This is a genomic window from Pseudomonas sp. 9Ag (assembly GCF_902506445.1).
Lineage (GTDB): Bacteria > Pseudomonadota > Gammaproteobacteria > Pseudomonadales > Pseudomonadaceae > Stutzerimonas > Stutzerimonas stutzeri_AB.
Genome location: NZ_LR733836.1, coordinates 2,563,410 through 2,586,594 on the forward strand (window position 1 = coordinate 2,563,410; position 23,185 = coordinate 2,586,594).

Below are 23,185 nucleotides of genomic sequence, written 5' to 3' on the forward strand. Positions count from 1 at the left end.
CGCGACAAACTGACTTACACGATGCCTTCTATTAGATGTCCTGCATCCGACCAAAGCTGGCAACATGGGCATTTGCAGCTCAAGCTTCCCCTTCAAGCTTCTAAATGGAACCAACCATGAGCAACGTCGACCACGCCGAAATCGCCAAATTCGAAGCCCTCGCACATCGGTGGTGGGACCGCGAAAGCGAGTTCAAACCGCTCCACGAAATCAATCCGCTCAGGGTCAACTGGATTGATGAGCACGTTTCGCTGGCCGGCAAAAAGGTCTTGGACGTCGGCTGCGGTGGCGGAATTCTCAGCGAAGCCATGGCTCAGCGTGGCGCTACCGTGACAGGGATCGATATGGGCGAGGCGCCTCTGTCCGTTGCCCGCTTGCATTTGCTCGAGTCAGAACTGGAGATCGATTACCGACAGATCACTGCCGAGGCGCTGGCTGACGAAATGCCTGCGCAGTTCGATGTGGTGACCTGCCTCGAGATGCTCGAACATGTGCCGGATCCCGCTTCGGTCATTCGAGCTTGCTACAAGATGGTGAAACCTGGCGGGCAGGTGTTCTTTTCGACGATCAACCGCAACCCGAAGGCCTATGCGTTCGCCATTATTGGCGCTGAGTACGTGCTGCAGCTGCTGCCGCGCGGTACGCATGATTACCGGAAGTTCATTCGCCCATCGGAGCTTGGCGCCTGGAGCCGCGAAGTCGGGCTACTGGTAAAGGACATCATCGGCCTGACCTACAACCCCCTGACAAAACACTACAAGCTGTCACCTGACGTGGACGTGAATTACATGATCCAGACACTGCGGGAGGCGTGATGCGTCTGCGCGCAGTTTTATTTGATATGGACGGTACCCTGCTCGACACCGCGCCGGACTTTATCGCCGTGGCGCAGGCCATGCGTCTGGCGCGCGGCCTCGAGCGCGTACCTGACCAGCATGTGCGTGACGTCGTTTCCGGTGGTGCCCGGGCGATGGTACTCAGCGCTTTTGATGTCGACCCGCTTTCCGATGAGTTCGAGTTATTACGACTGGAGTTTCTGGAGCGCTACCAACAGCATTGTGCAGTCGAGAGCCAGCTATACGAAGGGATGGCAGAGTTGCTCACCGAGATCGAACAAGCCGACCTGATCTGGGGCGTGGTTACCAACAAGCCAGTGCGTTTCGCCGAGCCGATCATGCAGCAATTAGGGCTTGCTTCTCGCTCCGCCGTTCTGGTCTGCCCTGATCACGTCAGTAAGAGCAAACCCGATCCGGAGCCGATGCTGTTGGCCTGCAGCCAGTTGGACCTCGATCCTGCAACCGTCTTGTTCGTTGGAGACGATCTTCGGGATATCGAGTCCGGGCGTGCTGCGGGAAGCCGCACGGCTGCTGTGCGTTACGGCTATATCCATCCCGATGACAATCCAGATACCTGGGGCGCGGATGTGGTGGTAAATCACCCGCTTGAGCTGCGCAGGTTTCTCGGGTCGCCAAGGCTCGACTGACCGACAACGGCCATCATCACTTTCACGATAATTACCAATGGGCGATCGCCCTACTCCGTTTTCTACGAGGCTTTAGATGTTCGAGTACTCAGCCCGCCCCGACCTGCTCAAGGATCGGATCATCATGGTCACCGGAGCAGGCCGCGGAATTGGCGAAGCAGCCGCAAAAGCCTACGCAGCACATGGGGCGACCGTGCTCCTGCTGGGCAAAAACGAGGACAACCTCAACCGGGTCTACGATGAGATTGAAGCAGCCGGCTGGCCGCAACCAGTGGTAATACCGCTCAACCTCGAAACCGCACTGCCACATCAATACGATGAACTGGCCGCGACCGTCGAGCGCGAGTTTGGGCGACTGGACGGGCTTCTGCTCAACGCCAGTATCGTGGGCCCCCGCTCTCCGATTGAACAGTTATCAGGCGATAACTTCATGCGCGTAATGCAGGTGAACGTGAACGCTACCTTCATGCTCGCCAGCACCCTACTGCCACTGCTGAAACTGGCGGATGGCGCTTCGGTGATTTTCACGTCGAGCAGCGTTGGCCGGAAAGGTCGAGCCTACTGGGGTGGATATGCCGTCTCCAAGTTCGCCACCGAAGGCTTGATGCAGGTACTGGCTGACGAGCTGGATGGCACCAGCTTCGTGCGCAGCAATAGCATCAACCCTGGCGCTACGCGGACAGACATGCGCGCCAAGGCCTATCCCGGGGAGAATCCTGCAGTCAACCCTTTGCCTGCTGAAATCATGCCTGCGTACTTGTATCTGATGGGTCCGGACAGTCGAGACGTCAACGGACAGTCATTCAACGCTCAGTAAGCACTCAGCAGGGGCGCCTGTTTTCCGGCGCAATGGCAGCGGCACACATGTCAAATTGGCATCAGGCTGCCGTTTCGCTGGCAACCTCTTGCCACTAGCTTTGTAGCGCCGGGCTAAGTACTTGTTTTTGTAGCAATTATTAAGTTGGCATCATATTCGCTATAGGACCTCTATCAACGCAGGCAGCGTTCTGAGGTTCACTCCCATGCTGGCAGACAAGCAGACCCCTTCTACAGTCGACATCGGCAGCGCCCGAATTCGACGCATGGACATCAGTTGCAGCAAGACGCTGTCGACAGGCCAATATGGCCTTTCCGAACGACTGAGACATCTGACGTTGCGCTTGCAAACCAGCCTTGAGCTCGACCGGCTACTGGAGTTCTTCTTCGAGGAGGTCCGCCATCTGGTTCCCCTGCGAGCCCTTTCGTATCGCCATTCGGGCACTGACTTCCAGCTTCAAATTGGCGAGACCAATGGCTTCGATGTCAGTTATTCGCTCTCCCATAGCGGGGACTGCCTGGGCGAGCTGCGCCTGTTCAGCCCGAAGTATGTGGCCGATCCGCTTCTGGATCAGCTCGAAGATGCCCTCGACTGCCTGCTATTCCCGTTGCGCAATGCGTTGCTTTACCGGCAGGCCGTTCAAGCCTCGCTGAGAGATCCGTTGACAGGTGCTGGCAATCGCGCAGCCATGGTCCAGTCTTTGACGCGGGAAACCGAATTGTCGCGCCGCCATTGCCAAGCCGTGTCAATCATCATGCTGGACATGGACCATTTCAAACACCTTAACGATACCTACGGACATCAGGCGGGAGATGCTGCCCTGAAAGCCACCGCGCTGCTGCTTAGAGAACAGCTACGCAACGTCGACATGGTGTTCCGCTTTGGCGGCGAGGAGTTCGTTCTGGTGTTGTCAAACACGGGGCCGGAGGCTGCGGCTGTTGTGGCCGAACGGATCAGAGCCTCCATTCAGAACCTCTGCTTGCTGGTCGGGGACAAACAGGTCCGGCTATCAGCCAGTCTCGGCTGCGCTACTTACCAGCCCTGCGAGTCCCAGGATGATTTGCTGCGTCGCGCTGACCAGGCCCTGTACCAAGCCAAAAGAGATGGACGAAATCTGATCCGCGTTGCCTCGGCTTAGCGACAAAGGCTAGGTAGGCCAGCCAAACAAAAAGGGCGAGACCGTAATGGCCTCGCCCTTTCTATTTAGCTTCTCGCTACACCGTCAAGGCCGCTTGGAGCGATCACCACGCCCAAAACCCGGACGTTGCCCTTCGGTTGCTGCCGGGCCATTACGCTTGGCAGGCGCCGGCTTGCCACGCTCGCGGCCAACAGCACTTGGCCGCTCCGCCACGGGTGTGCCGCGGCTGGGTTTGCTGCGCTCATCAGTATCGCGCGGCTTGCGTGCTGGTTTATCACCGCGTGCGCCTCGGCCGCGTCCCGCATCTCCAGGCGCATCAGCTTCATGTGAAGAGCGCAGCACACGGGGGCGACGGTCGCCGCGACCGATAGGCTTGGCCACTTTACGCTGCATGCGATCAAGCTTCTCCTTGGCCTTGGCTTTCATGCCTGGCAACGCCACTGACTTGAGGCCAACCTCTTCACTGAGGATATCGACTTCGCTTTGCGACATTTCACGCCAGCGACCCATTGGAAGGTCTGAGGTCATGAACACAGGCCCAAAACGCACACGCTTCAGACGACTGACCACCAAACCCTGCGACTCCCAGAGGCGCCGGACTTCGCGGTTACGGCCTTCCATCACCACGCAGTGATACCAATGGTTGAAGCCCTCACCGCCAGGCGCTTCCTGAATGTCGGTGAATCGGGCCGGACCGTCTTCGAGCATGACGCCCGTCTTCAGGCGCTCGATCATTTCCTCGTCGACTTCGCCGCGCACACGCACCGCGTACTCACGGTCCATTTCGTACGAGGGATGCATCAGACGGTTCGCCAGTTCGCCATCGGTGGTGAACAGCAGCAAGCCTGTCGTGTTGATGTCGAGGCGACCAATGTTGATCCAGCGTCCCTCTTTTGGACGTGGTAGCCGGTCGAATACCGTCGGACGACCTTCTGGATCGTCACGGGTGCAGATCTCGCCATCGGGCTTGTTGTAGATCAGCACTCGACGGACCGTTTCGGCCGCTTCTTCACGCTTGAGCAAGCGGCCATCGACGGCAATCGCATCGTGCAGATCGACACGCTGGCCGAGCGTCGCAACGGATCCGTTGACCTTGACTCGGCCAGCCGCGATCCAGTTTTCCACGTCGCGCCGCGAGGCAAGGCCAAGACGGGCCAGTACCTTCTGCAGTTTTTCGCCGTGGGCAATGTGAGGAGTTGTTTCTTCGTGTTCGGTCATCTGGGCACCTCCCGGTGTGGCAATTCCGATTGAAAGGCCGCGCACTATACGCGCAACGGTTTACCGAAGCACGAGAAGGTTAGCAGCCAGAAAGGAGGCGCGCCCGGCGCGCGCCTCGATCTGCCGTCAGCCTTTCGCCAAGGAGGCCAGAGCTTCAGCCGTGGCCTGCTGTATTGCAGCCCAATCCCCGTTCTTCAACGCGGCGCCATCAATCATCCAGGTTCCGCCGACGCACAAGACGTTAGGGAGCGACAGGTACTGAGCGGCATTGCCTGCATTCACGCCACCGGTGGGACAGAAACGAACGTCAGCGAACGGTCCTCCAAGTGCTTTGATCGCAGCGACCCCACCACACACCTCGGCAGGGAAGAGCTTGAAGCGCCGATACCCGAGCGCGTAGCCACGCATGATGTCGGAGGCATTGCTGATGCCGGCCAGCAGGGGCACGGAGCAATTGACGCCGGCTTGCAACAGTTCATCGGTGCAACCCGGTGAGACGATGAACTGAGCACCAGCAGCCTCGACCTCGTCCATCATGCGCTTGTCCAGCACCGTACCGGCACCGACGCACAGGTTGGGCCGTTCCTGGCGCAGGCGGCGAATGGCAGTCAGCCCATGTGCTGAACGCAGGGTTATCTCAAGCGCCGTCAATCCACCAGCGGCGAGCGCGTCCGCCAGCGGCAGGATTTGCTCCTCGCTGCCAATGGTGATCACCGGCAGGATGCGAGCTTCGGTACAGATCTTCTCGATCAGCGCGTTTTTCTGGTCCATGGTCATGGAAAAGTCCTCGGGCCTCACGGGCACCAGTAGATCTCTAGAGGTGAATGCAGAAATGCGCGAATCGGCATCTGCGAAGGTTCGAGCCGCATGGCCTGGCGCAGCGTTTCCAGCTTGGCGGAGCCTTGAATCGCCAGGCATTGAACGCGTGCTGATGCCAGCAGCGGGAAGGTCATGCTGATGCGCTGCTCGGGACTGACGGGCGCCAGCATTGGCAGGCAAAGGTCACTACCGCTTTCATCCAACCCTTTTGCCAGCAGCGGGCTGTTCGGGAACAGCGATGCGGTGTGTCCATCGTTACCCATCCCAAGCACCAGCACATCGATCGGCTGAGCGAAGCCCACCAGCTTCTCACTGGCGAGCTCTGCCGCTTGCTCCAGGGTCTCAGCGGCTTGATACAAACCGACAAGCAGGGCGTCGGCCGCTGCGTTTTGTAGAAGATGTCGACGGAGCAAGCCTTCATTACTGTCTGGGTCTTCAGGTTCAACCCAGCGCTCGTCAGCCAAGCTGACCTGCACCTTGGCCCAGGGCAACTCGCGCACGGACAGCGCTTCGAGAAACGCTATTGGGCTCCGCCCACCCGATACCACCAGGCTTGCTCGGCCATGGCTGGCGACGGCGTACTGCAACGCCCCCGCAACCCGATCGGCCAGCGCCTGCGCCAGCTGTTCCGGCCCAGGCAGACTGTGTGCCACTACGTCGGAGGGTAGATCGAGTTCAGAGATCGCCATACCAAGACCTCCCGTCACGCGTAATCAATGCAATTGAAGCCACAGGCCCCCATGAACCCGCCGGGTAGGGTTTGGGGGCATCCCCGATGCGCGACCAACCGTCGATCAGCTGATCGCACCATTTCCAGGCATATTCAATTTCATCCTTGCGGACGAACAGGTTCTGGTTGCCCTGCATCACCTCGAGCAGCAAGCGCTCATAAGCATCCGGAATGCGCGAGCTTTTGTAGGTTTCGGAGAAGTTCAGCTGGAGCGGGCCGCTACGCAAATGCATGCCTTTGTCCAAGCCCTGCTCTTTGGTCATCACCTGCAAGGAAATGCCTTCGTCCGGCTGCAGGCGGATGATCAGGCGATTGCTGATCAGCGACCGTTGCTCGGGCGCGAAGATATAAAAAGGCGGCTCTTTGAAATGGATGACGATCTGAGAGACCTTTTCACCCATCCGCTTGCCTGTACGCAGATAGAACGGCACTCCGGACCAGCGCCAGTTGCAGATATCGGCCCGTAGCGCAACGAAGGTCTCGGTGCTGCTTTCGGCGTTCGAGTTCTCTTCCTCGAGATAACCCGGCACCTGCTTGCCGCCGACCGAACCCCCAACATACTGGCCCCGCACAACTTGCCGAGACAGACGCTCGGGTGTGATCGGCGCCAGCGCCTTGAGTACCTTTACCTTTTCGTCACGGATGCTGTCGGCAGTCAGGTCGCTTGGCGGGTCCATGGCGATCAGACACAGCAACTGCAGCAGGTGATTCTGAATCATGTCGCGCAGCTGGCCGGCCTGATCGAAATAGCCCCAGCGTCCTTCAATGCCAACCGTCTCGGCGACCGTGATCTCGACGTGGGAGATGTGGTGCTGATTCCACTGGGTCTCGAACAGGCTGTTGGCAAAGCGCAGCGCGATCAGGTTCTGGACCGTTTCCTTGCCGAGGTAGTGGTCGATCCGATAGATGCGCGTCTCGGGGAAGTACTGCGCAACGGCATCGTTGACCAGTCGCGACGAGTCCAGGTCGTGCCCGATCGGCTTTTCCAGAACGACTCGCGTCTGCTCGGCCAATCCGGCCGCTGCCAGGTTTTCGCAAATCGAGCCATACACCGCTGCAGGTGTGGCGAAATAAGCAATCAGCGGCATCTCGGGCGCGACCATTTCGGCCAGCGCCGCGTAGTCTTTCGCATTGCGAAAGTCCATGGTCAGATAGCCCAGCCGGCCTTGGAATCGGCTGAGAACGCTTTCGTCCAGCTGAGCAGCCGGCACATAGCGACGCAGCGCCTGGTCGATACGCTCGAGATGAGCCGCCGGCTCTCCCGGATCACGCGACAAGGCCAGGATGCGCGTGTTGTTGTTCAGCAGCCCCGCTCTATCGAGCTGATAAAGTGCCGGGAACAGCTTACGCAGCGCCAGATCCCCGAGGGCGCCAAACAAGGCGAAGGTAGTTGCGTCAACAGTTATAGCAGGCATGATTTTTATATTAACCAAATTAGTCTGCGCGAGAGGTTCAGATGCGCAGTTTAAGCACAATATGTTGTTATTAAAACAACATACACCGATTTTTTCGAACGCCGAATTCGGTACTATCCGTAGCCTTGGGCATGAGTCCCTGAAGGAAGAGACATGGATCGCATGAAAAATCTCTTGGAACAGATAAAGAATCGGCTCGATGAGCTGAACAAGGCAGAGCGCAAGGTGGCCGAGGTCATTCTTCGCGACCCACAAGAAGCAACGCGCTATAGCATCGCCGCGCTGGCGCAAGCAGCGAAGGTCAGCGAGCCAACGGTGAATCGCTTCTGTCGCTCATTTGGTGCGGCCGGCTATCCAGCCTTGAAAATCCAGCTGGCACAGAGCCTGGCCAGCGGCGCGGCCTATGTCAGCCGGGCCGTGGAAGCGAACGATGGACCTGAGGCGTACACGAGGAAGATATTTGGCAGCGCCATTGCGTCTCTGGACAGCGCCTGCCAGGCGATAGACCCTCAGGCGATCAGCCAAGCCGTCGATCTGATGATTCAGGCGCGGCAGATTCACTTCTTCGGGCTTGGGGCTTCGGCATCGGTGGCGCTGGACGCTCAGCACAAATTCTTCCGGTTCAACCTGCCGGTAACCGCACACAGTGACGTGCTAATGCAGCGGATGCTGGCTTCGGTCGCGCATACCGGCGATCTATTCGTGATCATCTCGTACACCGGACGCACCCGAGAGCTGGTGGAAGCCGCGACCATCGCACGGGACAACGGTGCCTCTGTTCTAGGTTTAACGGCAGCAGACTCCCCGTTGGCAAAGGTTTCCACGTTGAGCCTGGATATTCCGCTGCCAGAAGATACTGATATCTACATGCCGATGACGTCTCGAATCATTCAGCTGACGGTACTCGACGCACTGGCTGCCGGCGTGACATTGAAGCGAGGTGTGGATTTCCAGCCACACCTGCGCAAGATCAAAGAAAGCCTGATGGCGACCCGCTATCCAAGCGAAGAGCACTGATCATTTCTTTTTCTTCTTTGCCTTGCCCAGCTGTTTGAGCCGCTCGGCGGCCACCTCATTGACCGCCTTGCGCTCCTTGTTCTTCATGCCCTTCCAGGCCTTCATCTCCTCCCGGCTGCGACCGCAGCCGATGCAGATGTCGTCCTTGAGCTTGCAGATACTGAAGCAAGGGTTCTTCGCCTTGTCGCCCAAAACCACCTCCTGATCAGCCATGGCGCCTACGATCAGTAGAGGCCATGGCGGGCAGGAGGTTCTAAGCGAATTCGGCTATGGCGTCGATCAATCCCACCAGTACTCGACCTGCACGCCAAAGTTGGAACCGTGCTGCGCGGTGCCAAAGGCACCGGTCTCCGACAAGGCGCTACCAGCGGCCATCAGATTGGCGGCCTCCTGCGCAGCGTCGTTCCACTGGGCATAGGTGTAATACAGACGGAATTCGGGACGCGCCCAGAACCCAGGGCCTGCGGGTGACCAGGTCGGAGCGATGGTGAATTTGGTCAGCTTGCGGGTCCCGGCTTCAGCATCGATCTGATCGTGTCCCACCTCGGCCACCAGCTTGAACTCCTCGGTCAAGGCATAAACCGGGCGCACCCCCACCGAGATCCAATCCTGATCGCCGCCACCCTGGCGCTTGTCCTTCTGATAGACCACCTGGAACTGCCCACCGAAGCGCGGCGTAACCTGCCAATCGAAAAACTCAACCACCCGCCAGCTCTTGGCGCTTTCATCCAGCGTCACGTCTCCGGTGTAGCCAAGCCCGGTACCTGGGCCTTCACCATATTGAACAGCGAAAGTATTGCTGCCCCCCAGAAACCCAATCTGCTCATGCTGAGCCGTCACCGACCAGCCACTGTTGGAGTCGCCACGGTCCGGATCGGCGATGTAGCTGACGCCGAACTGCAGCTCACCGTCGGGGTTAGAGTCAAACCCGCCGACGTTGAAGTCGTGGCGATTGGTGTAGTTTTCCTGGAAGACGCTGTCCTTGCGCGAAAATGCGTAGCTGTATTGCAGGCCGCCAATTTCAACGTTTTCAATACCGGCACCCGTAGCACTCTGGTTCCAGTAATAGAAGTCGGAGATGTGGATGTCATTCCGCTTGTAGAAGCGCCTTCCGGCCCACAACGAGCCGTTGTTAAGCGCCGCGATGTTGCTCCATTCGGCGTAGGCCTGCACCAACCGCGCAAAGCCATGGTCGCCGGTGAACTTGGGTGTGTGATCGTATTCGTTGTACAGCGCAGCCATGCCCTCAACGCTCAGGACTGACCCGTCGTCCATGGTGAATAGATTCTGACGCAACCCCAGCTCGGCGTACTGCTCGCACTCGTTCCCTAGTCGGAACTTGGACGCTGCGCCCGGCAGCTGGAAGCAGGCCTGCGATTCGCTTGCCGTCGATTCGCCAACACCACTGCGCACATAGCCGTTGAAGTCCAATGCCTGCGCAGTAAACGGCAAAGCGAGACTGGCCAGCGAGACTGCGAGGCCTATGCGTGTCGTTTTCTTCATATCCACTCCAATTAGCTCTTATTGTTGTTACTGCTTTTGGATTGAGCCGGTATGGCTCTCCTTTCGATCCGCATCAGCGTCGCTGCCTGTCGCGGCTCGAGTTTTCACCAGCAGCGACCATGGCCACTGCCTGCTAAAAAAGTCTGAAATATCAATAACATCTCAAAGCGCCGGGTGCCGGTACGCAAATACACGGCGACCCGGCCTTTTTCCCACTTCGCTTGGGATCAGCGATTTACCGCGCGACCAGCCGGGTGATGGTGCTATTGCGACCGGAAGCTCCGTTGCCAGGCGTAACGCCCAACCGCTCACCCGTCTGCGCATCGAACAGCAGCACCTTGTCCGGCTCGAATTGCAACGTCAGGCTCTCGTCGGGATTCGGCGCGGCGTCCGGGCTCAGCCGGCAGCAAACCTTGGTCTGGTTGAGGCTGACGAAGATCATGGTGTCGGGCCCTGTCGGCTCGATGACCTGCACTTCGGCGCGCAGCGAAGGCAGATCTACCTCGGCACCTACGCTGATCTGCTCTGGACGTATGCCGAGGATCACCTCTCGGCCTTCCAGCGATTGCCCATCCGCCAGGTTCAACGGCAACTCGCAACGGTCCTGGCCGCTTTCCAGCAAAGCGCGCCAGCCACCGGCGTGACGGCTCAGGCGCAGCGGGATGAAGTTCATCGGCGGTGATCCGATAAAGCTTGCGACGAAGAGATTGGCGGGATCGTTGTAGATCTCCTTTGGTGTCCCGAACTGCTGGACGATGCCATCCTTCATCACGGCAACTTTATCGCCCAGAGTCATGGCTTCGATCTGGTCATGGGTGACATAGACCGTCGTGGTCTTCAGGCGCTGATGCATCAGCTTGATTTCGGTGCGCATCTCCACCCGCAATTTGGCATCGAGGTTGGAGAGCGGCTCATCGAACAGATAGATCTTCGGCCGGCGCGCCAATGCCCGGCCCATGGCGACGCGTTGCTGCTGACCACCGGAAAGCTGAGCCGGCTTGCGACCGAGCAGATGTTCGATCTGCAACAGCTTGGCGACACGAGAAACCTCTTCGTCGATCTTCGATGCCGGCACTTTGCGCATCTTCAAGCCGAAGGCGATGTTCTCCTGCACCGTCATGGTCGGGTACAGGGCGTAGGACTGAAACACCATGGCGATGTCGCGATCCTTTGGGCTGGCGCCGCTGATGTCTCCGCCGTCCAGGCGGATCTCTCCACCCGTGATCTCTTCCAGCCCAGCAATGCAGTTCATCAAGGTCGATTTGCCGCAACCGGAAGGCCCGACAAGGATCAGGAATTCGCCATCGTCGATTTTCAGATCGATGTCTTTCAGGGTGTCGTGGTTGCTTCCGGGATAGCTCTTACGGACATTGCAAAGTTCGAGTGCGGCCATGATTGTTCTCCTATCCCTTGACTGCGCCGGCAGTGAGCCCGCGCAGGAAATACTTGCCGGCAAGGATGTACACCAGCAGTGTTGGCAGCCCGGCGATCATCGCCGCAGCCATATCGACGTTGTATTCCTTGACCCCCGTGCTGGTATTCACCAGGTTGTTCAGCGCCACGGTGATCGGCTGCGTATCGCCACTGGCGAACACCACACCGAAGAGGAAGTCGTTCCAGATCTGGGTGAACTGCCAGATCAGGCAGACCATGATCGTGGGGATCGACATCGGCAGCAGGATCCGCGCAAAGATGGTGAAGAATCCCGCACCGTCCAGGCGTGCTGCGCGAATCAACGCGTCCGGCACACTCACATAGAAGTTGCGGAAGAACAGCGTGGTGAAGGCCAGGCCATAGACCAGATGCACCAGCACCAGGCCCGGCGTGGTATTGGCCAGCCCGAGTTGCCCGAGCGTGAAGGACGCTGGCAACAGGATCACTTGAAACGGCAGAAAGCAGCCGAACAACAACAGACCGAAGAACAGCTGCGAGCCGCGAAAACGCCACATGGCCAGCACGTAGCCGTTCAAGGCGCCGAGCAGTGTCGAGATGATGACGGCCGGAACGGTGATCTTCACAGAGTTCCAGAAGTAACCGCCGACGGCATCCCACGCCTTGACCCAACCGATCACAGTCGTGACCTCCGGCCACGACAGCAGATTGCCGGTTCGGATGTCTGCGGGCGTCTTCAGGCTGGTCAGCAGCATGACCACCAGCGGTATGAGATAAACCGCAACGGCGACCAGCAGCGTTGTGTAGATCGCTACACGACTCAACGTCAGGCGCTTTGGCCCTACATGGCTAGTCATGGCGCTTGTTCCTCAATTCCGAATACAGATAAGGCACGACGATCGCCATCACCGCGCCCAGCATGAGGATCGCGCTCGCTGCGCCAAGCCCCATCTGCCCGCGGGTGAAGGTGTGCGTGTACATGAACATGGCCGGCAGGTCGGAGGCGTAGCCCGGCCCCCCTGCGGTCATGGCCGCCACAAGGTCGAAGGCCTTGATGGCGATATGCGCAAGGATCATCAGCGCACTGAAAAACACCGGGCGCAGGCTGGGCAGGATGATGCGCAGGTAGATGCTCGGCAGGCTGGCGCCGTCGATCTGCGCGGCGCGCACGATGGACTGGTCGACGCCGCGCAAGCCGGCGAGGAACAGGGCCATGACGAAACCCGAGGCCTGCCATACGGCTGCAATCACCAGGCAATAGACCACGCGGTCCGGGTCCACCAGCCAGTCGAAACGAAAGCCTTCCCAGCCCCAGTCGCGCAGCATCTTGTCGATCCCCAGGCCGGGGTTCAGCAGCCACTTCCAGGCCGTGCCGGTGACAATCATCGACAGCGCCATCGGGTAGAGGTAGACGGTACGAATGAAGCCCTCGCGGCGGATGCGCTGGTCCAGCAGCACCGCCAGCAACACGCCAATCGCGAGACTGATCGTGATGAACAGCCCGCCGAATACCAGCAGGTTCTTGCTTGCCACCCACCAGCGATCGTTGTTCCAGAGCCGCTCGTACTGCAGCAGCCCGACCCACTTGTAGCTCGGCATGAAGCTTGAATTGGTGAACGAAAGCAGGAAGGTCCACAGGATGTAGCCGTAGAAGCCGACCAGAACGATCAGCATGCTGGGCGCCAGTACCAACTTGGGTAGCCAGTTCTGCAGCGCATCCAGCGGCGAAGCCTTGGTGTAAACGGCTGTTGAGCTCATGGTTGGCTCCGATTGTTTACAGGTTCCGTTACGGTCGTGATCAGAGCGCGCTGATATCGAGGCCCGTTACGAATTTCGAACAAGCCGTTCCCGTCGCGGCCGGCTGACAGCTCGGCCGCGGGGGAGTCAATGCTTGATCGGTGTTGAAATGGGGCGCGAGGGTCCGCGCCCCGTTGCGCTACTGGACCGCCTGAATCGCAGCTGCCAATTGCTGGGCAGCCTTTTTCGGGTCGGCGGACGAGTCGTTGAAGAAGTTCGTCACGACATCGAACACAGCGCCCTGAACGTAGCTCGACGCCGCCATGCCATGCGCCAGGCTGGGCACCAGCCCCGGGCCCTGAGCCGCTTGCTTGAAGTCCGTCATCGATTGCTGGGCGCAGGCATCGAACTCACTCATGTCCTGATCCAGACGGACCGGGATCGAGCCCTTGTTCTGGTTGAAGAACTGCTGGAACTCAGGCTCCAGAACGATCCGGGCCAGATCCTGCTGGGCCTTGCGATTGTCATCGTTGTTCAGCTTGAACATCGCCAGTGAGTCGATGTTGTAGGCGAAGCTGCCCTGAGTGCCCGGGAACGGCACGCACTTGTAGTCGTCGCCAGCGATCTTCTTGGCTGCGCTCCACTCGCTCTTGGCCCAGTCGCCCATGATCTGCATGCCAGCCTTGCCGTTCATGACCATGGCCGTCGCGCTGTTCCAGTCGCGGCCTGCGGCATTGTTGTCGACGTAGCCGCGCAGCTTCTTCAGGGCCTCGAAGGTCTTGACCATCTTGTCGCCGGTCAGCACGTCACGATCGAGCTCGACGAATGCCTTTCGGAAGTCCTCCGGGCCAAGGATGGCCAGGGCCAGATCTTCGAAGACGGTTCCGTCCTGCCAGGGCTGGCCACCATGAGCCAGTGGCATGAAGCCCGCTTCTTTCAGCTTCTCGGCCACTGCGAAAAATTCGTCGAGTGTTTTCGGCGGTTCAACGCCGGCTTTCTCGAACACGTCCGGGTTGATCCACAGCCAGTTCACACGGTGTACGTTGACCGGCACGGCGACGTAGTCACCGTCGTACTTCATCGCAGCCGATACCTGTTTGGGCAGCAGTTCGTCCCAATTGGCTTTTTCCGCCACCTCGTTGAGGTCAGTCAGCAGGCCCAACTCACCCCACTCCTGAATGTCAGGGCCTTTGATCTGAGCGGCTGCAGGTGCGTTGCCAGAAACGGCGCGGGTCTTGAGAACGGTCATGGCCGCTTCGCCACCGCCACCGGCAACGGCGAAATCCTTCCAGGTGTGGCCCTCTTCCTCGACCAGTCGCTGCAGGGTGTCAGCAGCGCGCTTTTCGCCTCCTGAGGTCCACCAGTGCAGCACTTCAACTTCCCCGGCGTGGGCGAAAGGAACGAGGGAAACAAGGGAAACAGCAGCAACCAGACGATGAATCGCGTTCATTGGGGTTCCTTTTCTTGTTGTTATCGATGCAAGTCTTTGCTTGCGCTGCACCGATTCTAGGCGCGCGAATCATCGCGCCGGGTAACGAAGGGATAGTGATTGGTCACCGTTTCGTTACAAAGCTCGGGACTTTGTAACGCGTTGAGGTGCCACGCCTGCAGAGGGGCTCAATCGGTCGTCCGCGGAAGGCTCAAGGTCACCCGCAGCCCCCCGGCAGGCAGATTGCGCAGACTGACCTCACCGCCATGGGCATGCGCGATGTTTCGCGCGATGCCGAGACCAAGTCCGTAACCGGGTTGCTTGGCGGCGAGGCGGAAGTTGGGTTCAAAAACCTGCTTGAGCCAGGCTTCCGGCACCCCAGGCCCTTCATCATCAACATGCAGAACGAATGTTCCGTTATCGTCTTCGATAAGCAGATGGGCACGTTCGCCATACTTCAACGCGTTGTCCAGCAGGTTGCCGATGCAGCGCTTGAGCGCCAGCGGCTTGCCGGCATAGGGGGCACTCGCCCTGCCCTGAACCGTGACGCGGCCGTTGCCTCCGTTCGCCAGATACGGCTCGGTGACGCAATCGAGCAGCAGATTGAGATCCAGCGGTTCGATGTTTTCGTGGATATCGGTGTCCTTGACGCACTGCAGTGCGCCTTTGACCAACAACTCCAGCTCATCCAGGTCACGACTGAATTTGCGCTGCAAGGCTTCATCTTCCAGCAGCTCCACTCGCAACCGCAGCCGCGTGATGGGCGTACGCAGATCATGCGAGATCGCACTGAACAACTGGCTACGTTCGGTGAGGTAACGCCCGATGCGCTCACGCATGCTGTTGAATGCGCGACTGACTTCCACCACCTCACTTCCCCCCGCCTCGGGCAACAGTTCCACTTCGCTGCCCAGCGACATCTCACGCGCCGCCTGGGCCAGCTGCTTGAGCGGTCGGCTCTGCCAGTGCACCAGAATACCGATGAACAGCAGCAGAAAACTGCTGGTCAGAAAGATGAACCAGAGTTGCTGAGTGGGGACGCCTTCGTTCTCGAGGCTGACATAGGGTGCCGGCATCAGCGAGGCGAGATACAGCCACTCGTTCGGCGCAATCTGAATCTGAGTGACCAGCACAGGCGGGTTCAGCGGCTCCAAGCTCAGTGCGTAATGCGCCCAGGACCGCGGCAACTCGTCCAGCTTCAGGCCGCCGTTGAAAATCCGCAGATCGTCAGGACTGACGAAGCTGACCGACATGTCGACATTCCTGCCGAGACGTTCACGCAGCACCTCATCCACCTGCGCCAGCACCGCCTGCTTGCGCTCGGTTGGCGGCAGGATTCGCATCTCAAGCGGCTTGTCATTCAGCGATACGAAAAAGCGCGTACCGCCCATGCTGCGCAACTGGTCGAGCACCAGGGGCCGGTACCCCAACGGCAACGAACGGAAATAGCTGACGCTGGCAGCCATCGAATGGGCCAGGCTGCGTGCACTGGTCAGCAGCCCCTCCTTCTGGCTTGCGCGAAGCTGCGAGACCCAGATAAAGCTGGACAGCGCCTGCGCCATCAGCACCACCAGCAGCGTCAGGAACAGCATGCGGCCGAGCAGTGAGCGTGGAACAGGCGACCAGCGGCGCTTAACCGAGCGCGTCATGATGCGGTGCGACCTGCGCGGCGAGCATGTATCCACTGCCCCGTACGGTTCGGATCAGTCTTGGGCACTTTCCGGTGTCGCGCAGCCGCTGACGCAGGCGACTGACCGCCATGTCGACGATCCGCTCGAGCGGCATGACCTCGCGGCCGCGGGTGGCGTTGGCAATGGTGTCGCGGTCGAGGATCTGTTGCGGATGGTCCAGAAACAGCTTGAGCAACGCAAAGTCGGCGCCGGACAGCAGCACCTCTTCACCGTCTTGATGAAACAACCGGTGACTGACCATATCCAGCCGCCATTCATCGAAGGCCTGTACGTCACTGCCGCGCTCCTGGCCAAAGTTGACCCGACGCAACAGCGCTTTGATCCGCGCCAGCAGCTCGCGCGGACTGAAAGGCTTGCCGAGGTAATCGTCGGCACCCAGCTCCAGACCAATCACTCGATCAGCCTCATCTGAACTGGCGGTCAGCATGATGATTGGCATCTGTGCCAGCCGCTGATGCCCTCTCACCCAACGGCAAAGGCTGAAACCGTCCTCGTCAGGCAGCATCACATCGAGGATGACGAGGTCTGCAGGGTCGTGGCTCATGGCTTCGCGAAACTGCGCACCGTCGGCAACGGTGCGCACTCGAAAGCCTGATCGGCTGAGGTAGGTGTCTAGCAGCTCGCGGATTTCCTGGTCATCGTCGACCAGCAGAATCGATCTTCCAACCTGGCTCACTGGCGTCCTTTCTTTTCTTATAGGGTGTTTCGAAACGGGTCAGTCCCCGCTGTGCAGGCCCTCCAGCAACTGCTGCAATGCCACGCCGGCGCCTTCCAGGCCAGGATACTTGGCAGTCACTACCCAGACCGGAATATTGTCAAAATACCGACTCATATTGCCCTTGTCGCGAAAACTCTGGCTGAAACCGCTGCGCCTGAAGAATTCGACGAAGCGCGGAACGATACCACCCGCGATATAAACGCCACCTCGTGCACCCGTGGTCAACACGTTATCGCCGGCGATCCGACCCAACCAGACGCAGAATTGTTCCAGCACTGCTGCCGCATAGGCATCACCGGTCAGCGCTGCCGCGGTCACCTCAGCTGGGCTGGCCAGTTTTACCGGCTCGTTATCCAGCGCGCAGCTGGTCCGATAGAGTTCCAGCAAACCGCCGCCACTCAGAATCGCTTCAGCATTCACGTGCCCTAACTTATCGTGCAGCCGCGTCCACAGTGCAGCCTCTCGCGCGCTGCCGATTGGCAGGCAGACATGGCCACCCTCCCCTGGCTGCGCCCGCCAACTGCCGTCCTTGAGCGGCAGCAGGGTCGCGACGCCGAGGCCGGTCCCGGGGCCGATCACCAGGCGTGCGGCGCCGGGTTCAGACTGCCCCGAACAGACCTCGACCAGTTCGCCTTCGCGCAGCCGGGTCATGCCCAGCGCCATGGCGGTGAAGTCATTGATCAGCAACAGGTTGCTCAATCCCAGGTCCTGGCTGAACGCCTTGCGGCTGAGGCGCCAATGGTTGTTGGTGAAAGCGAATTCATCGCCTGAAACCGGCCCGGCACAGGCCAGACACACGGCCTGCAGCGCGTCGACAGCCAGTCCGACGCCTTGCAGGTAGGCACGAATCGCATCTTCCGGGCGTGGATAATCAACCGTCGGCAATACCCGCACCGACTCGATCTGCTGGTCTCGCCACAAGGCAAAGCGCGCATTGGTGCCGCCGATATCCCCTACGAGCGCCGTCACTTGAGCGCCCCCAACGCCTCGGTGAAGACGCTAGCGCCCTTTTCCGCCGGGCTGAACGCCGCGCGCAGAAAGCCGAACAGCTCACGTCCGCAGCCAATCCCCAGATCGCTCGGAGCCGAGATGGCGTCGCGGCTATCGAACTCGGCCTGATCAACCAGTACTCGAAGCTCACCCGTTTCGCCATCGACACGAATGACATCGCCGTCGCGCACACGGCACAGCGGACCGCCGTCGAGCGCTTCCGGACAGACGTGGATAGCCGCCGGTACCTTTCCGGAGGCGCCGGACATGCGGCCGTCAGTGACCAGCGCAACTTTGTAGCCGCGATCCTGCAGCACGCCGAGGAATGGGGTCAGCTTGTGCAGTTCAGGCATGCCATTGGCTTTCGGCCCCTGGAAACGCACCACGGCGACGAAATCCTTTTCCAGTTCACCGTTCTTGAATGCCAGTGCGAGCTCGCTCTGGTCATTGAACACGCGCGCCGGCGCCTCCACCACGCGGTGTTCCGGCGCGACCGCAGAGATCTTGGTGACGCCACGCCCAAGATTCCCTTCGAGGACACGCAGCCCGCCCTCAGGCGAGAATGCGCGCTCGACCGGGCGCAGGATCGCCTCGTCCAGACTGTTTTCCGGCCCTTCGCGCCAGACGAGCTTGCCGTCTTCGAGGAAGGGTTCCTTGGTGTATTGGCTGAGGCCCTTGCCCAGGACCGTGTATACGTCCTCGTGCAGCAAGCCGGCCTCAAGCAACGTACGCACCATGAACGGAACGCCACCGCAGGCGTGGAAATGGTTAACGTCCGCCTGGCCGTTCGGGTAGACCTTGGCGAGCGTCGGTGTGACGGCCGAAATATCGGCCATGTCCTGCCAGGTCAACTGGATGCCTGCCGCCTGGGCGAACGCCGGGATATGCAGGGTGTGGTTGGTCGAGCCGCCCGTGGCATTCAGCGCTACGACCGAGTTGATGATCGATTTTTCATCGACGATCTTGCACAGCGGCACGTAGTTACCCGACTGCGGCGTAAGGCGAGTGATCTGCCGCGCCGCCTCACGTGTGAGCTCGTCACGCAGTGGCGTATAGGGATTGACGAAGGACGAACCCGGCAGGTGCAGGCCCATGATCTCCATCACCACCTGGTTGGTGTTGGCGGTGCCATAGAACGTGCAGGTACCAGGGCTGTGATAAGACGCCATCTCCGATTCCAGCAGCTCCTCACGGCTGGCCTTACCTTCTGCGTAGCGCTGGCGCACTTCCGCTTTCTGCTTGTTGGGAATGCCAGAGGTCATCGGGCCACCGGGCACGAACACTGACGGCAGGTGGCCGAAGCGCAGCGCGCCGATCATCAGGCCCGGAATGATCTTGTCGCAGATACCGAGGTAAAGGGCCCCGTCGAACATGTTGTGAGACAACGCGACGGCCGTGGCCATGGCGATTACTTCGCGACTGGCCAGGCTCAGTTCCATACCCGCCTCGCCCTGGGTCACGCCGTCACACATTGCCGGCACACCACCAGCGAACTGCCCGATCGACCCCACTTCGCGCAGAGCTTCCTTTATCAGGTCGGGAAAGTACTGATACGGCTGATGCGCCGAGAGCATGTCGTTGTAGGCCGAGACGATGGCTACATTCGCCTCGTTCATCAGTCGCAAACGCTGCTTGTCATCGGCCGATCCACAACCGGCAACGCCGTGAGCGAAGTTGGCGCACTGCAGCTTGCCGCGCTGAGGCCCGTCACTCGCCGCGCCGGCCATCTGCGCCAGATAGCGCTGTCGGGTCGGCCGGCTGCGTTCGATCAATCGCTCAGTCACTTCTTGAATCCGCGGGTGCATGCCATCACTCCTGCTCATGAATCTTTGGTTTTATCAACAAAACAACATGGATTTGGGCTTGATTTCTATTTTGACAGGAATAATCTTGTAATTCCTACAACAAATTCCGCCCAGGACCTCTTATGACTATTCGGATCGCCATTAACGGCTTCGGTCGTATCGGACGCAACGTCCTTCGTGCCCTGTACAGCCAGAGCTATCGCGAGCATCTGCAGGTCGTGGCCATCAACGACCTCGGCAGCCCGGCGATGAACGCCCACTTGTTGCAATTCGACAGCGTCCACGGCCATTTCGACGCAAAAGTCGAAGTGTCAGACGACCAGCTGCGGGTCAACGGTGACCCGATTGCCGTGACAGCTATTCGTAATCCCGCGGAGCTGCCGTGGCGCCAGCACAACGTCGATGTGGTCTTCGAGTGTACCGGCCTGTTCACCTCCCGTGAAAAAGCCAGCGCACACCTGCAGGCCGGTGCCGGCAAAGTCATCATTTCAGCCCCGGCCTCCGGCGTTGACGCCACCATCGTCTATGGCGTCAATCACGATACATTGCGTCAGTCGCACCAGATCATTTCCAACGCATCCTGTACGACCAACTGCCTGGCGCCCGTAGCGCAGATCCTGTCACGCGAATACGGCATCGAACACGGCCTGATGACCACCATCCATGCCTACACCAATGACCAGAACCTGTCCGACGTCTATCACAGCGACCCGTTCCGAGCGCGCTCGGCCACCCAGTCGATGATCCCGACCAAGACCGGCGCCGCCGAAGCGGTGGGTCTGGTACTGCCAGAGCTGGCCGGCAAGCTGACCGGCATGGCCGTACGCGTTCCGGTGATCAACGTCTCGCTGGTCGACCTGACCCTCGAACTGGGTCGCGAGACAACCGCCGAGGAGGTCAACGCATTGATGCTCGACGCCAGTCAGCACTCGCCGATTCTGGCGTGCAACTCGCTGCCGCTGGTTTCCTGCGACTTCAACCACAACCCGATGTCGTCGATTTTCGACACCAACCACACCAAGGTTAGCGGACGCTTGCTGAAAGTGATGGCCTGGTATGACAACGAGTGGGGTTTTTCCAACCGGATGCTAGACACTTGCCGCGCTCTTCACGAAGCGTCATAAGATCAGCAGCCCATCCCTGCCCTCAAGGAAGAACATGAACCGCATCGATTTTGTGAGCGCGACACTCCCCGCCCGCAAACGTATCGCACTGGTCGCGCACGATCACTGCAAGGAGCGCCTGCTGGACTGGGCTGAGCGGCAGAAATCTAAATTGGAGCCTCATGAGTTGCTGGCTACCGGGACCACGGGGTTGCTACTCGAGCGGCGCTTGAAGTTGCCGGTCGAGTGCATGATCAGCGGCCCCCTCGGAGGAGATCAGCAGATCGGCGCACGCATTGCCGAGCGCAGGATCGACATGCTGGTGTTCTTCTGGGACCCCTTCGAGCCACAGCCCCATGACCCTGACGTGAAGGCGCTGCTAAGGGTCGCCGCAGTGTGGAACATCCCACTGGCGGCCAACGAAAGCAGTGCCGATTACCTGCTTTCCAGCCCGCTGCTGGACCAGGAACATTCACTGAGCATCCCGAACTATGCAAACTACCTGGCCGGCCGCCAGGTAGCCGATCAATAGTCGCGACGGTCCTCTTCTGAGGTGGACTGGCCTTCCTCAGGGTCAGTCTCGCCGCGCAGGTCATCAAAATCGGTCTTCAATCCGGTTTCCATACTGTCCAGCTCGGCCAGAAGACTGCGGAAGCTGGTTTGTTCACGCGGCGTCTCCGGCTCCCCTTCGAGATCGGCGCGCGCCTGCAGCGCTGCCGGCACCGGAGCCTCTTCGACGTCGACCAGCTGGGGTTCGGGCTCCATCTCGCGCAACACGGCCAGCGGGGGCAGCTCGTCGAGGTTCTTCAGGTTGAAATGATCGAGGAATTGCTTGGTGGTGGCGAACATGGCCGGTCGCCCTGGCACATCGCGATGACCTACCACCCGCACCCACTCACGCTCCAGTAGCGTCTTCACGATCTGGCTGTTGACCGCCACTCCGCGGATATCCTCGATCTCGCCACGGGTGATTGGCTGGCGGTACGCGATCAGTACCAGCGTCTCCAACAGGGCCCGCGAATAACGCTGTGGCCGCTCCTCCCATAGCCGGCCAACCCAGGGAGAAAAACGCTCGCGCACCTGCAGGCGGTAACCACTGGCCACTTCTTTCAGCTCGAACGCTCGTCCCTTGCATGACTTGTCCAGCACTTCTAGCGCCTTGCGCAACAAGCTGGGGGTTGGCCGCTCAATTTCGTCGAACAGCTCGGCCATTCGCTCAACCGACATCGGCTTGCCTGAGGCCAGCAAGAAGGCTTCAAGCAGCGAGGCAAGATCCTTGGGATCGGACAGATTCACAGGCTCGGTTCCATTGACTCTTCCAGTGGCAACGAGGACTCATCGCTGCGGGCCCTGACATGAATTGGTGCGAAGGGCTCGTTCTGCACCAGCTCGACCAGCGATTCCTTGATTAGCTCAAGCACTGCCATGAAGGTCACCACCACACCGAGCCGCCCCTCTTCGGCAGTAAACAGCGCAACAAAAGGTACAAAGCCGCCGCCCTTGAGCCGTTCGAGCACGTCGCTCATGCGCTCGCGGGTCGACAGCGTCTCACGGGTGACCTGATGGCTTTCGAACATGTCAGCACGACGCAAGACCTCAGCCATGGAGATCAACAGCTCCTCCAGGCTGACCTCAGGCAGCAGCTTGCGTGCGCGAGCGTCAGGTGCGTCGAGTCTAGGCACGTAAAGGTCGCGACCTACCCGCGGCAGCTGGTCGATATCTTCCGACGCCGCCTTGAACCGCTCGTATTCCTGAAGCCTGCGGATCAATTCGGCACGCGGGTCGAGTTCGTCCTCCTCCACCTCGGCCGAGCGAGGCAGCAGCATGCGCGACTTGATCTCAGCCAACATGGCCGCCATTACCAGGTACTCGGCCGCAAGCTCCAGGCGCACGGCCTTCATCAACTCGACATAGCCCATGTACTGACGAGTGATTTCCGCGACAGGGATATCGAGAATATCGATGTTCTGCTTGCGGATCAGATAGAGCAGCAAATCCAGAGGTCCCTCGAATGCCTCAAGGAAGACCTCGAGCGCATCTGGGGGGATATAGAGATCCTGCGGCAGGTTATTGAAAGCCTCGCCGTAGACAAGCGCCAGCCGCAGCTGCTCGCCGGGCGCCTTGAGGGTCGCCTCGGCCTGGGTGTCCTGCATTATCTCTCCGGAACGAACGAGTACTGG

Annotated in this window: 23 protein-coding genes; 7 read left to right on the forward strand and 16 right to left on the reverse strand. The window is 59.8% G+C overall.

Features of this window, described 5'->3' with window-relative positions; translation table 11 throughout:
- Nucleotides 1-116: 116 nt before the first annotated feature.
- The 4 genes from ubiG to ALTERO38_RS11430 all read left to right on the forward strand — a co-directional run bounded on the left by ubiG (nt 117) and on the right by ALTERO38_RS11430 (nt 3,438).
- Nucleotides 117-815 carry a bifunctional 2-polyprenyl-6-hydroxyphenol methylase/3-demethylubiquinol 3-O-methyltransferase UbiG gene (gene ubiG / locus ALTERO38_RS11415; RefSeq protein ID WP_159968454.1) on the forward strand — a complete coding sequence of 233 codons (699 nt, stop codon included), beginning with the start codon at nt 117-119 and terminating at the stop codon, nt 813-815.
- The gene (gene mupP, locus ALTERO38_RS11420) at nt 815-1,483 is read left to right on the forward strand and encodes an N-acetylmuramic acid 6-phosphate phosphatase MupP (protein WP_159968455.1); all 669 of its coding nucleotides are present in this window, start codon (nt 815-817) and stop codon (nt 1,481-1,483) included. Before ubiG ends, mupP begins: the two co-directional genes overlap by 1 nt.
- Nucleotides 1,484-1,559: 76 nt before the next feature.
- Nucleotides 1,560-2,300, forward strand: a complete 741-nt coding sequence (locus ALTERO38_RS11425) for a YciK family oxidoreductase (protein WP_159968456.1) — start codon at nt 1,560-1,562, stop codon at nt 2,298-2,300.
- 205 nt (nt 2,301-2,505) lie between these two features.
- Nucleotides 2,506-3,438, forward strand: coding sequence for a GGDEF domain-containing protein (locus ALTERO38_RS11430; RefSeq protein WP_159968457.1), 933 nt, complete (start codon nt 2,506-2,508; stop codon nt 3,436-3,438).
- Between the two features lie 84 nt (nt 3,439-3,522).
- On the opposite strand, the gene rluB is transcribed toward ALTERO38_RS11430, so the two are convergent.
- The 4 genes from rluB to zwf form a co-directional block, all read right to left on the reverse strand.
- The gene (gene rluB / locus ALTERO38_RS11435; RefSeq protein ID WP_159968458.1) at nt 3,523-4,656 is read right to left on the reverse strand and encodes a 23S rRNA pseudouridine(2605) synthase RluB; all 1,134 of its coding nucleotides are present in this window, start codon (nt 4,654-4,656) and stop codon (nt 3,523-3,525) included.
- 126 nt (nt 4,657-4,782) lie between these two features.
- Nucleotides 4,783-5,433, reverse strand: a complete 651-nt coding sequence (locus ALTERO38_RS11440; RefSeq protein ID WP_159968459.1) for a bifunctional 4-hydroxy-2-oxoglutarate aldolase/2-dehydro-3-deoxy-phosphogluconate aldolase — start codon at nt 5,431-5,433, stop codon at nt 4,783-4,785.
- Nucleotides 5,434-5,450: 17 nt separating this feature from the next.
- The gene (gene pgl / locus ALTERO38_RS11445; protein WP_159968460.1) at nt 5,451-6,164 is read right to left on the reverse strand and encodes a 6-phosphogluconolactonase; all 714 of its coding nucleotides are present in this window, start codon (nt 6,162-6,164) and stop codon (nt 5,451-5,453) included.
- The gene (gene zwf, locus ALTERO38_RS11450) at nt 6,151-7,620 is read right to left on the reverse strand and encodes a glucose-6-phosphate dehydrogenase (RefSeq protein WP_159968461.1); all 1,470 of its coding nucleotides are present in this window, start codon (nt 7,618-7,620) and stop codon (nt 6,151-6,153) included. Before zwf ends, pgl begins: the two co-directional genes overlap by 14 nt.
- A 162-nt stretch (nt 7,621-7,782) precedes the next feature.
- Between zwf and ALTERO38_RS11455 the strand changes: the two genes are divergently transcribed.
- Nucleotides 7,783-8,637, forward strand: a complete 855-nt coding sequence (locus ALTERO38_RS11455; RefSeq protein ID WP_178114639.1) for a MurR/RpiR family transcriptional regulator — start codon at nt 7,783-7,785, stop codon at nt 8,635-8,637.
- Here ALTERO38_RS11455 and ALTERO38_RS11460 read toward each other — a convergent pair whose 3' ends face one another.
- The 10 genes from ALTERO38_RS11460 to edd form a co-directional block, all read right to left on the reverse strand.
- Nucleotides 8,638-8,850, reverse strand: coding sequence for a DUF1289 domain-containing protein (locus ALTERO38_RS11460; RefSeq protein ID WP_159968462.1), 213 nt, complete (start codon nt 8,848-8,850; stop codon nt 8,638-8,640).
- 66 nt (nt 8,851-8,916) lie between these two features.
- Nucleotides 8,917-10,140 carry a carbohydrate porin gene (locus tag ALTERO38_RS11465; RefSeq protein ID WP_159968463.1) on the reverse strand — a complete coding sequence of 408 codons (1,224 nt, stop codon included), beginning with the start codon at nt 10,138-10,140 and terminating at the stop codon, nt 8,917-8,919.
- A 235-nt stretch (nt 10,141-10,375) separates the two neighbouring features.
- The gene (locus ALTERO38_RS11470) at nt 10,376-11,533 is read right to left on the reverse strand and encodes an ABC transporter ATP-binding protein (RefSeq protein ID WP_159968464.1); all 1,158 of its coding nucleotides are present in this window, start codon (nt 11,531-11,533) and stop codon (nt 10,376-10,378) included.
- A 10-nt stretch (nt 11,534-11,543) separates the two neighbouring features.
- The gene (locus ALTERO38_RS11475) at nt 11,544-12,389 is read right to left on the reverse strand and encodes a carbohydrate ABC transporter permease (RefSeq protein ID WP_159968465.1); all 846 of its coding nucleotides are present in this window, start codon (nt 12,387-12,389) and stop codon (nt 11,544-11,546) included.
- Entirely contained in the window at nt 12,382-13,290 is a 909-nt protein-coding gene (locus ALTERO38_RS11480) for a carbohydrate ABC transporter permease (RefSeq protein WP_159968466.1), read from the reverse strand. The genes ALTERO38_RS11475 and ALTERO38_RS11480 overlap by 8 nt, the downstream gene beginning before the upstream one ends.
- A gap of 178 nt (nt 13,291-13,468) precedes the next feature.
- Complete coding sequence (locus ALTERO38_RS11485) at nt 13,469-14,719, reverse strand: ABC transporter substrate-binding protein (RefSeq protein ID WP_159968467.1); 1,251 nt, start codon at nt 14,717-14,719, stop codon at nt 13,469-13,471.
- A gap of 167 nt (nt 14,720-14,886) precedes the next feature.
- A complete protein-coding gene (locus ALTERO38_RS11490; RefSeq protein ID WP_159968468.1) occupies nt 14,887-16,347 on the reverse strand; it encodes an ATP-binding protein in 1,461 nt (486 codons plus the stop codon).
- Complete coding sequence (locus ALTERO38_RS11495) at nt 16,331-17,065, reverse strand: response regulator (RefSeq protein WP_102834493.1); 735 nt, start codon at nt 17,063-17,065, stop codon at nt 16,331-16,333. Before ALTERO38_RS11495 ends, ALTERO38_RS11490 begins: the two co-directional genes overlap by 17 nt.
- Before the next feature lie 39 nt (nt 17,066-17,104).
- Nucleotides 17,105-18,076: a glucokinase gene (locus ALTERO38_RS11500; RefSeq protein WP_159968469.1), complete on the reverse strand. Its 972-nt coding sequence runs from the start codon at nt 18,074-18,076 to the stop codon at nt 17,105-17,107.
- Nucleotides 18,073-19,902 carry a phosphogluconate dehydratase gene (edd, locus tag ALTERO38_RS11505; protein WP_159968470.1) on the reverse strand — a complete coding sequence of 610 codons (1,830 nt, stop codon included), beginning with the start codon at nt 19,900-19,902 and terminating at the stop codon, nt 18,073-18,075. The genes ALTERO38_RS11500 and edd overlap by 4 nt, the downstream gene beginning before the upstream one ends.
- Nucleotides 19,903-20,024: 122 nt before the next feature.
- On the opposite strand from edd, the gene gap reads away from it, so the two are divergent.
- Nucleotides 20,025-21,026 carry a type I glyceraldehyde-3-phosphate dehydrogenase gene (gap, locus tag ALTERO38_RS11510; protein WP_159968471.1) on the forward strand — a complete coding sequence of 334 codons (1,002 nt, stop codon included), beginning with the start codon at nt 20,025-20,027 and terminating at the stop codon, nt 21,024-21,026.
- A 34-nt stretch (nt 21,027-21,060) separates the two neighbouring features.
- A complete protein-coding gene (locus ALTERO38_RS11515) occupies nt 21,061-21,537 on the forward strand; it encodes a methylglyoxal synthase (protein WP_159968472.1) in 477 nt (158 codons plus the stop codon).
- Here the strand turns inward: ALTERO38_RS11515 and scpB are convergent.
- Nucleotides 21,531-22,301, reverse strand: a complete 771-nt coding sequence (gene scpB, locus ALTERO38_RS11520; RefSeq protein WP_159968473.1) for an SMC-Scp complex subunit ScpB — start codon at nt 22,299-22,301, stop codon at nt 21,531-21,533. The two genes, ALTERO38_RS11515 and scpB, sit on opposite strands and share 7 nt — an antisense overlap.
- Nucleotides 22,298-23,158 (reverse strand): ScpA family protein, encoded by an 861-nt coding sequence (locus ALTERO38_RS11525; RefSeq protein WP_159968474.1) that lies wholly within the window; start codon nt 23,156-23,158, stop codon nt 22,298-22,300. Before ALTERO38_RS11525 ends, scpB begins: the two co-directional genes overlap by 4 nt.
- Nucleotides 23,159-23,185: the final 27 nt, after the last annotated feature.

Coding starts and splice junctions, on each gene's coding strand:
- ubiG (WP_159968454.1), top strand. CDS start 117: ATGAGCAACGTCGACCACGCCGAAATCGCCAAATTCGAAGCCCTCGCA.
- mupP (WP_159968455.1), top strand. CDS start 815: ATGCGTCTGCGCGCAGTTTTATTTGATATGGACGGTACCCTGCTCGAC.
- ALTERO38_RS11425 (WP_159968456.1), top strand. CDS start 1,560: ATGTTCGAGTACTCAGCCCGCCCCGACCTGCTCAAGGATCGGATCATC.
- ALTERO38_RS11430 (WP_159968457.1), top strand. CDS start 2,506: ATGCTGGCAGACAAGCAGACCCCTTCTACAGTCGACATCGGCAGCGCC.
- rluB (WP_159968458.1), bottom strand. CDS start 4,656: ATGACCGAACACGAAGAAACAACTCCTCACATTGCCCACGGCGAAAAA.
- ALTERO38_RS11440 (WP_159968459.1), bottom strand. CDS start 5,433: ATGACCATGGACCAGAAAAACGCGCTGATCGAGAAGATCTGTACCGAA.
- pgl (WP_159968460.1), bottom strand. CDS start 6,164: ATGGCGATCTCTGAACTCGATCTACCCTCCGACGTAGTGGCACACAGT.
- zwf (WP_159968461.1), bottom strand. CDS start 7,620: ATGCCTGCTATAACTGTTGACGCAACTACCTTCGCCTTGTTTGGCGCC.
- ALTERO38_RS11455 (WP_178114639.1), top strand. CDS start 7,783: ATGAAAAATCTCTTGGAACAGATAAAGAATCGGCTCGATGAGCTGAAC.
- ALTERO38_RS11460 (WP_159968462.1), bottom strand. CDS start 8,850: ATGGCTGATCAGGAGGTGGTTTTGGGCGACAAGGCGAAGAACCCTTGC.
- ALTERO38_RS11465 (WP_159968463.1), bottom strand. CDS start 10,140: ATGAAGAAAACGACACGCATAGGCCTCGCAGTCTCGCTGGCCAGTCTC.
- ALTERO38_RS11470 (WP_159968464.1), bottom strand. CDS start 11,533: ATGGCCGCACTCGAACTTTGCAATGTCCGTAAGAGCTATCCCGGAAGC.
- ALTERO38_RS11475 (WP_159968465.1), bottom strand. CDS start 12,389: ATGACTAGCCATGTAGGGCCAAAGCGCCTGACGTTGAGTCGTGTAGCG.
- ALTERO38_RS11480 (WP_159968466.1), bottom strand. CDS start 13,290: ATGAGCTCAACAGCCGTTTACACCAAGGCTTCGCCGCTGGATGCGCTG.
- ALTERO38_RS11485 (WP_159968467.1), bottom strand. CDS start 14,719: ATGAACGCGATTCATCGTCTGGTTGCTGCTGTTTCCCTTGTTTCCCTC.
- ALTERO38_RS11490 (WP_159968468.1), bottom strand. CDS start 16,347: ATGACGCGCTCGGTTAAGCGCCGCTGGTCGCCTGTTCCACGCTCACTG.
- edd (WP_159968470.1), bottom strand. CDS start 19,902: ATGCACCCGCGGATTCAAGAAGTGACTGAGCGATTGATCGAACGCAGC.
- gap (WP_159968471.1), top strand. CDS start 20,025: ATGACTATTCGGATCGCCATTAACGGCTTCGGTCGTATCGGACGCAAC.
- ALTERO38_RS11515 (WP_159968472.1), top strand. CDS start 21,061: ATGAACCGCATCGATTTTGTGAGCGCGACACTCCCCGCCCGCAAACGT.
- ALTERO38_RS11525 (WP_159968474.1), bottom strand. CDS start 23,158: ATGCAGGACACCCAGGCCGAGGCGACCCTCAAGGCGCCCGGCGAGCAG.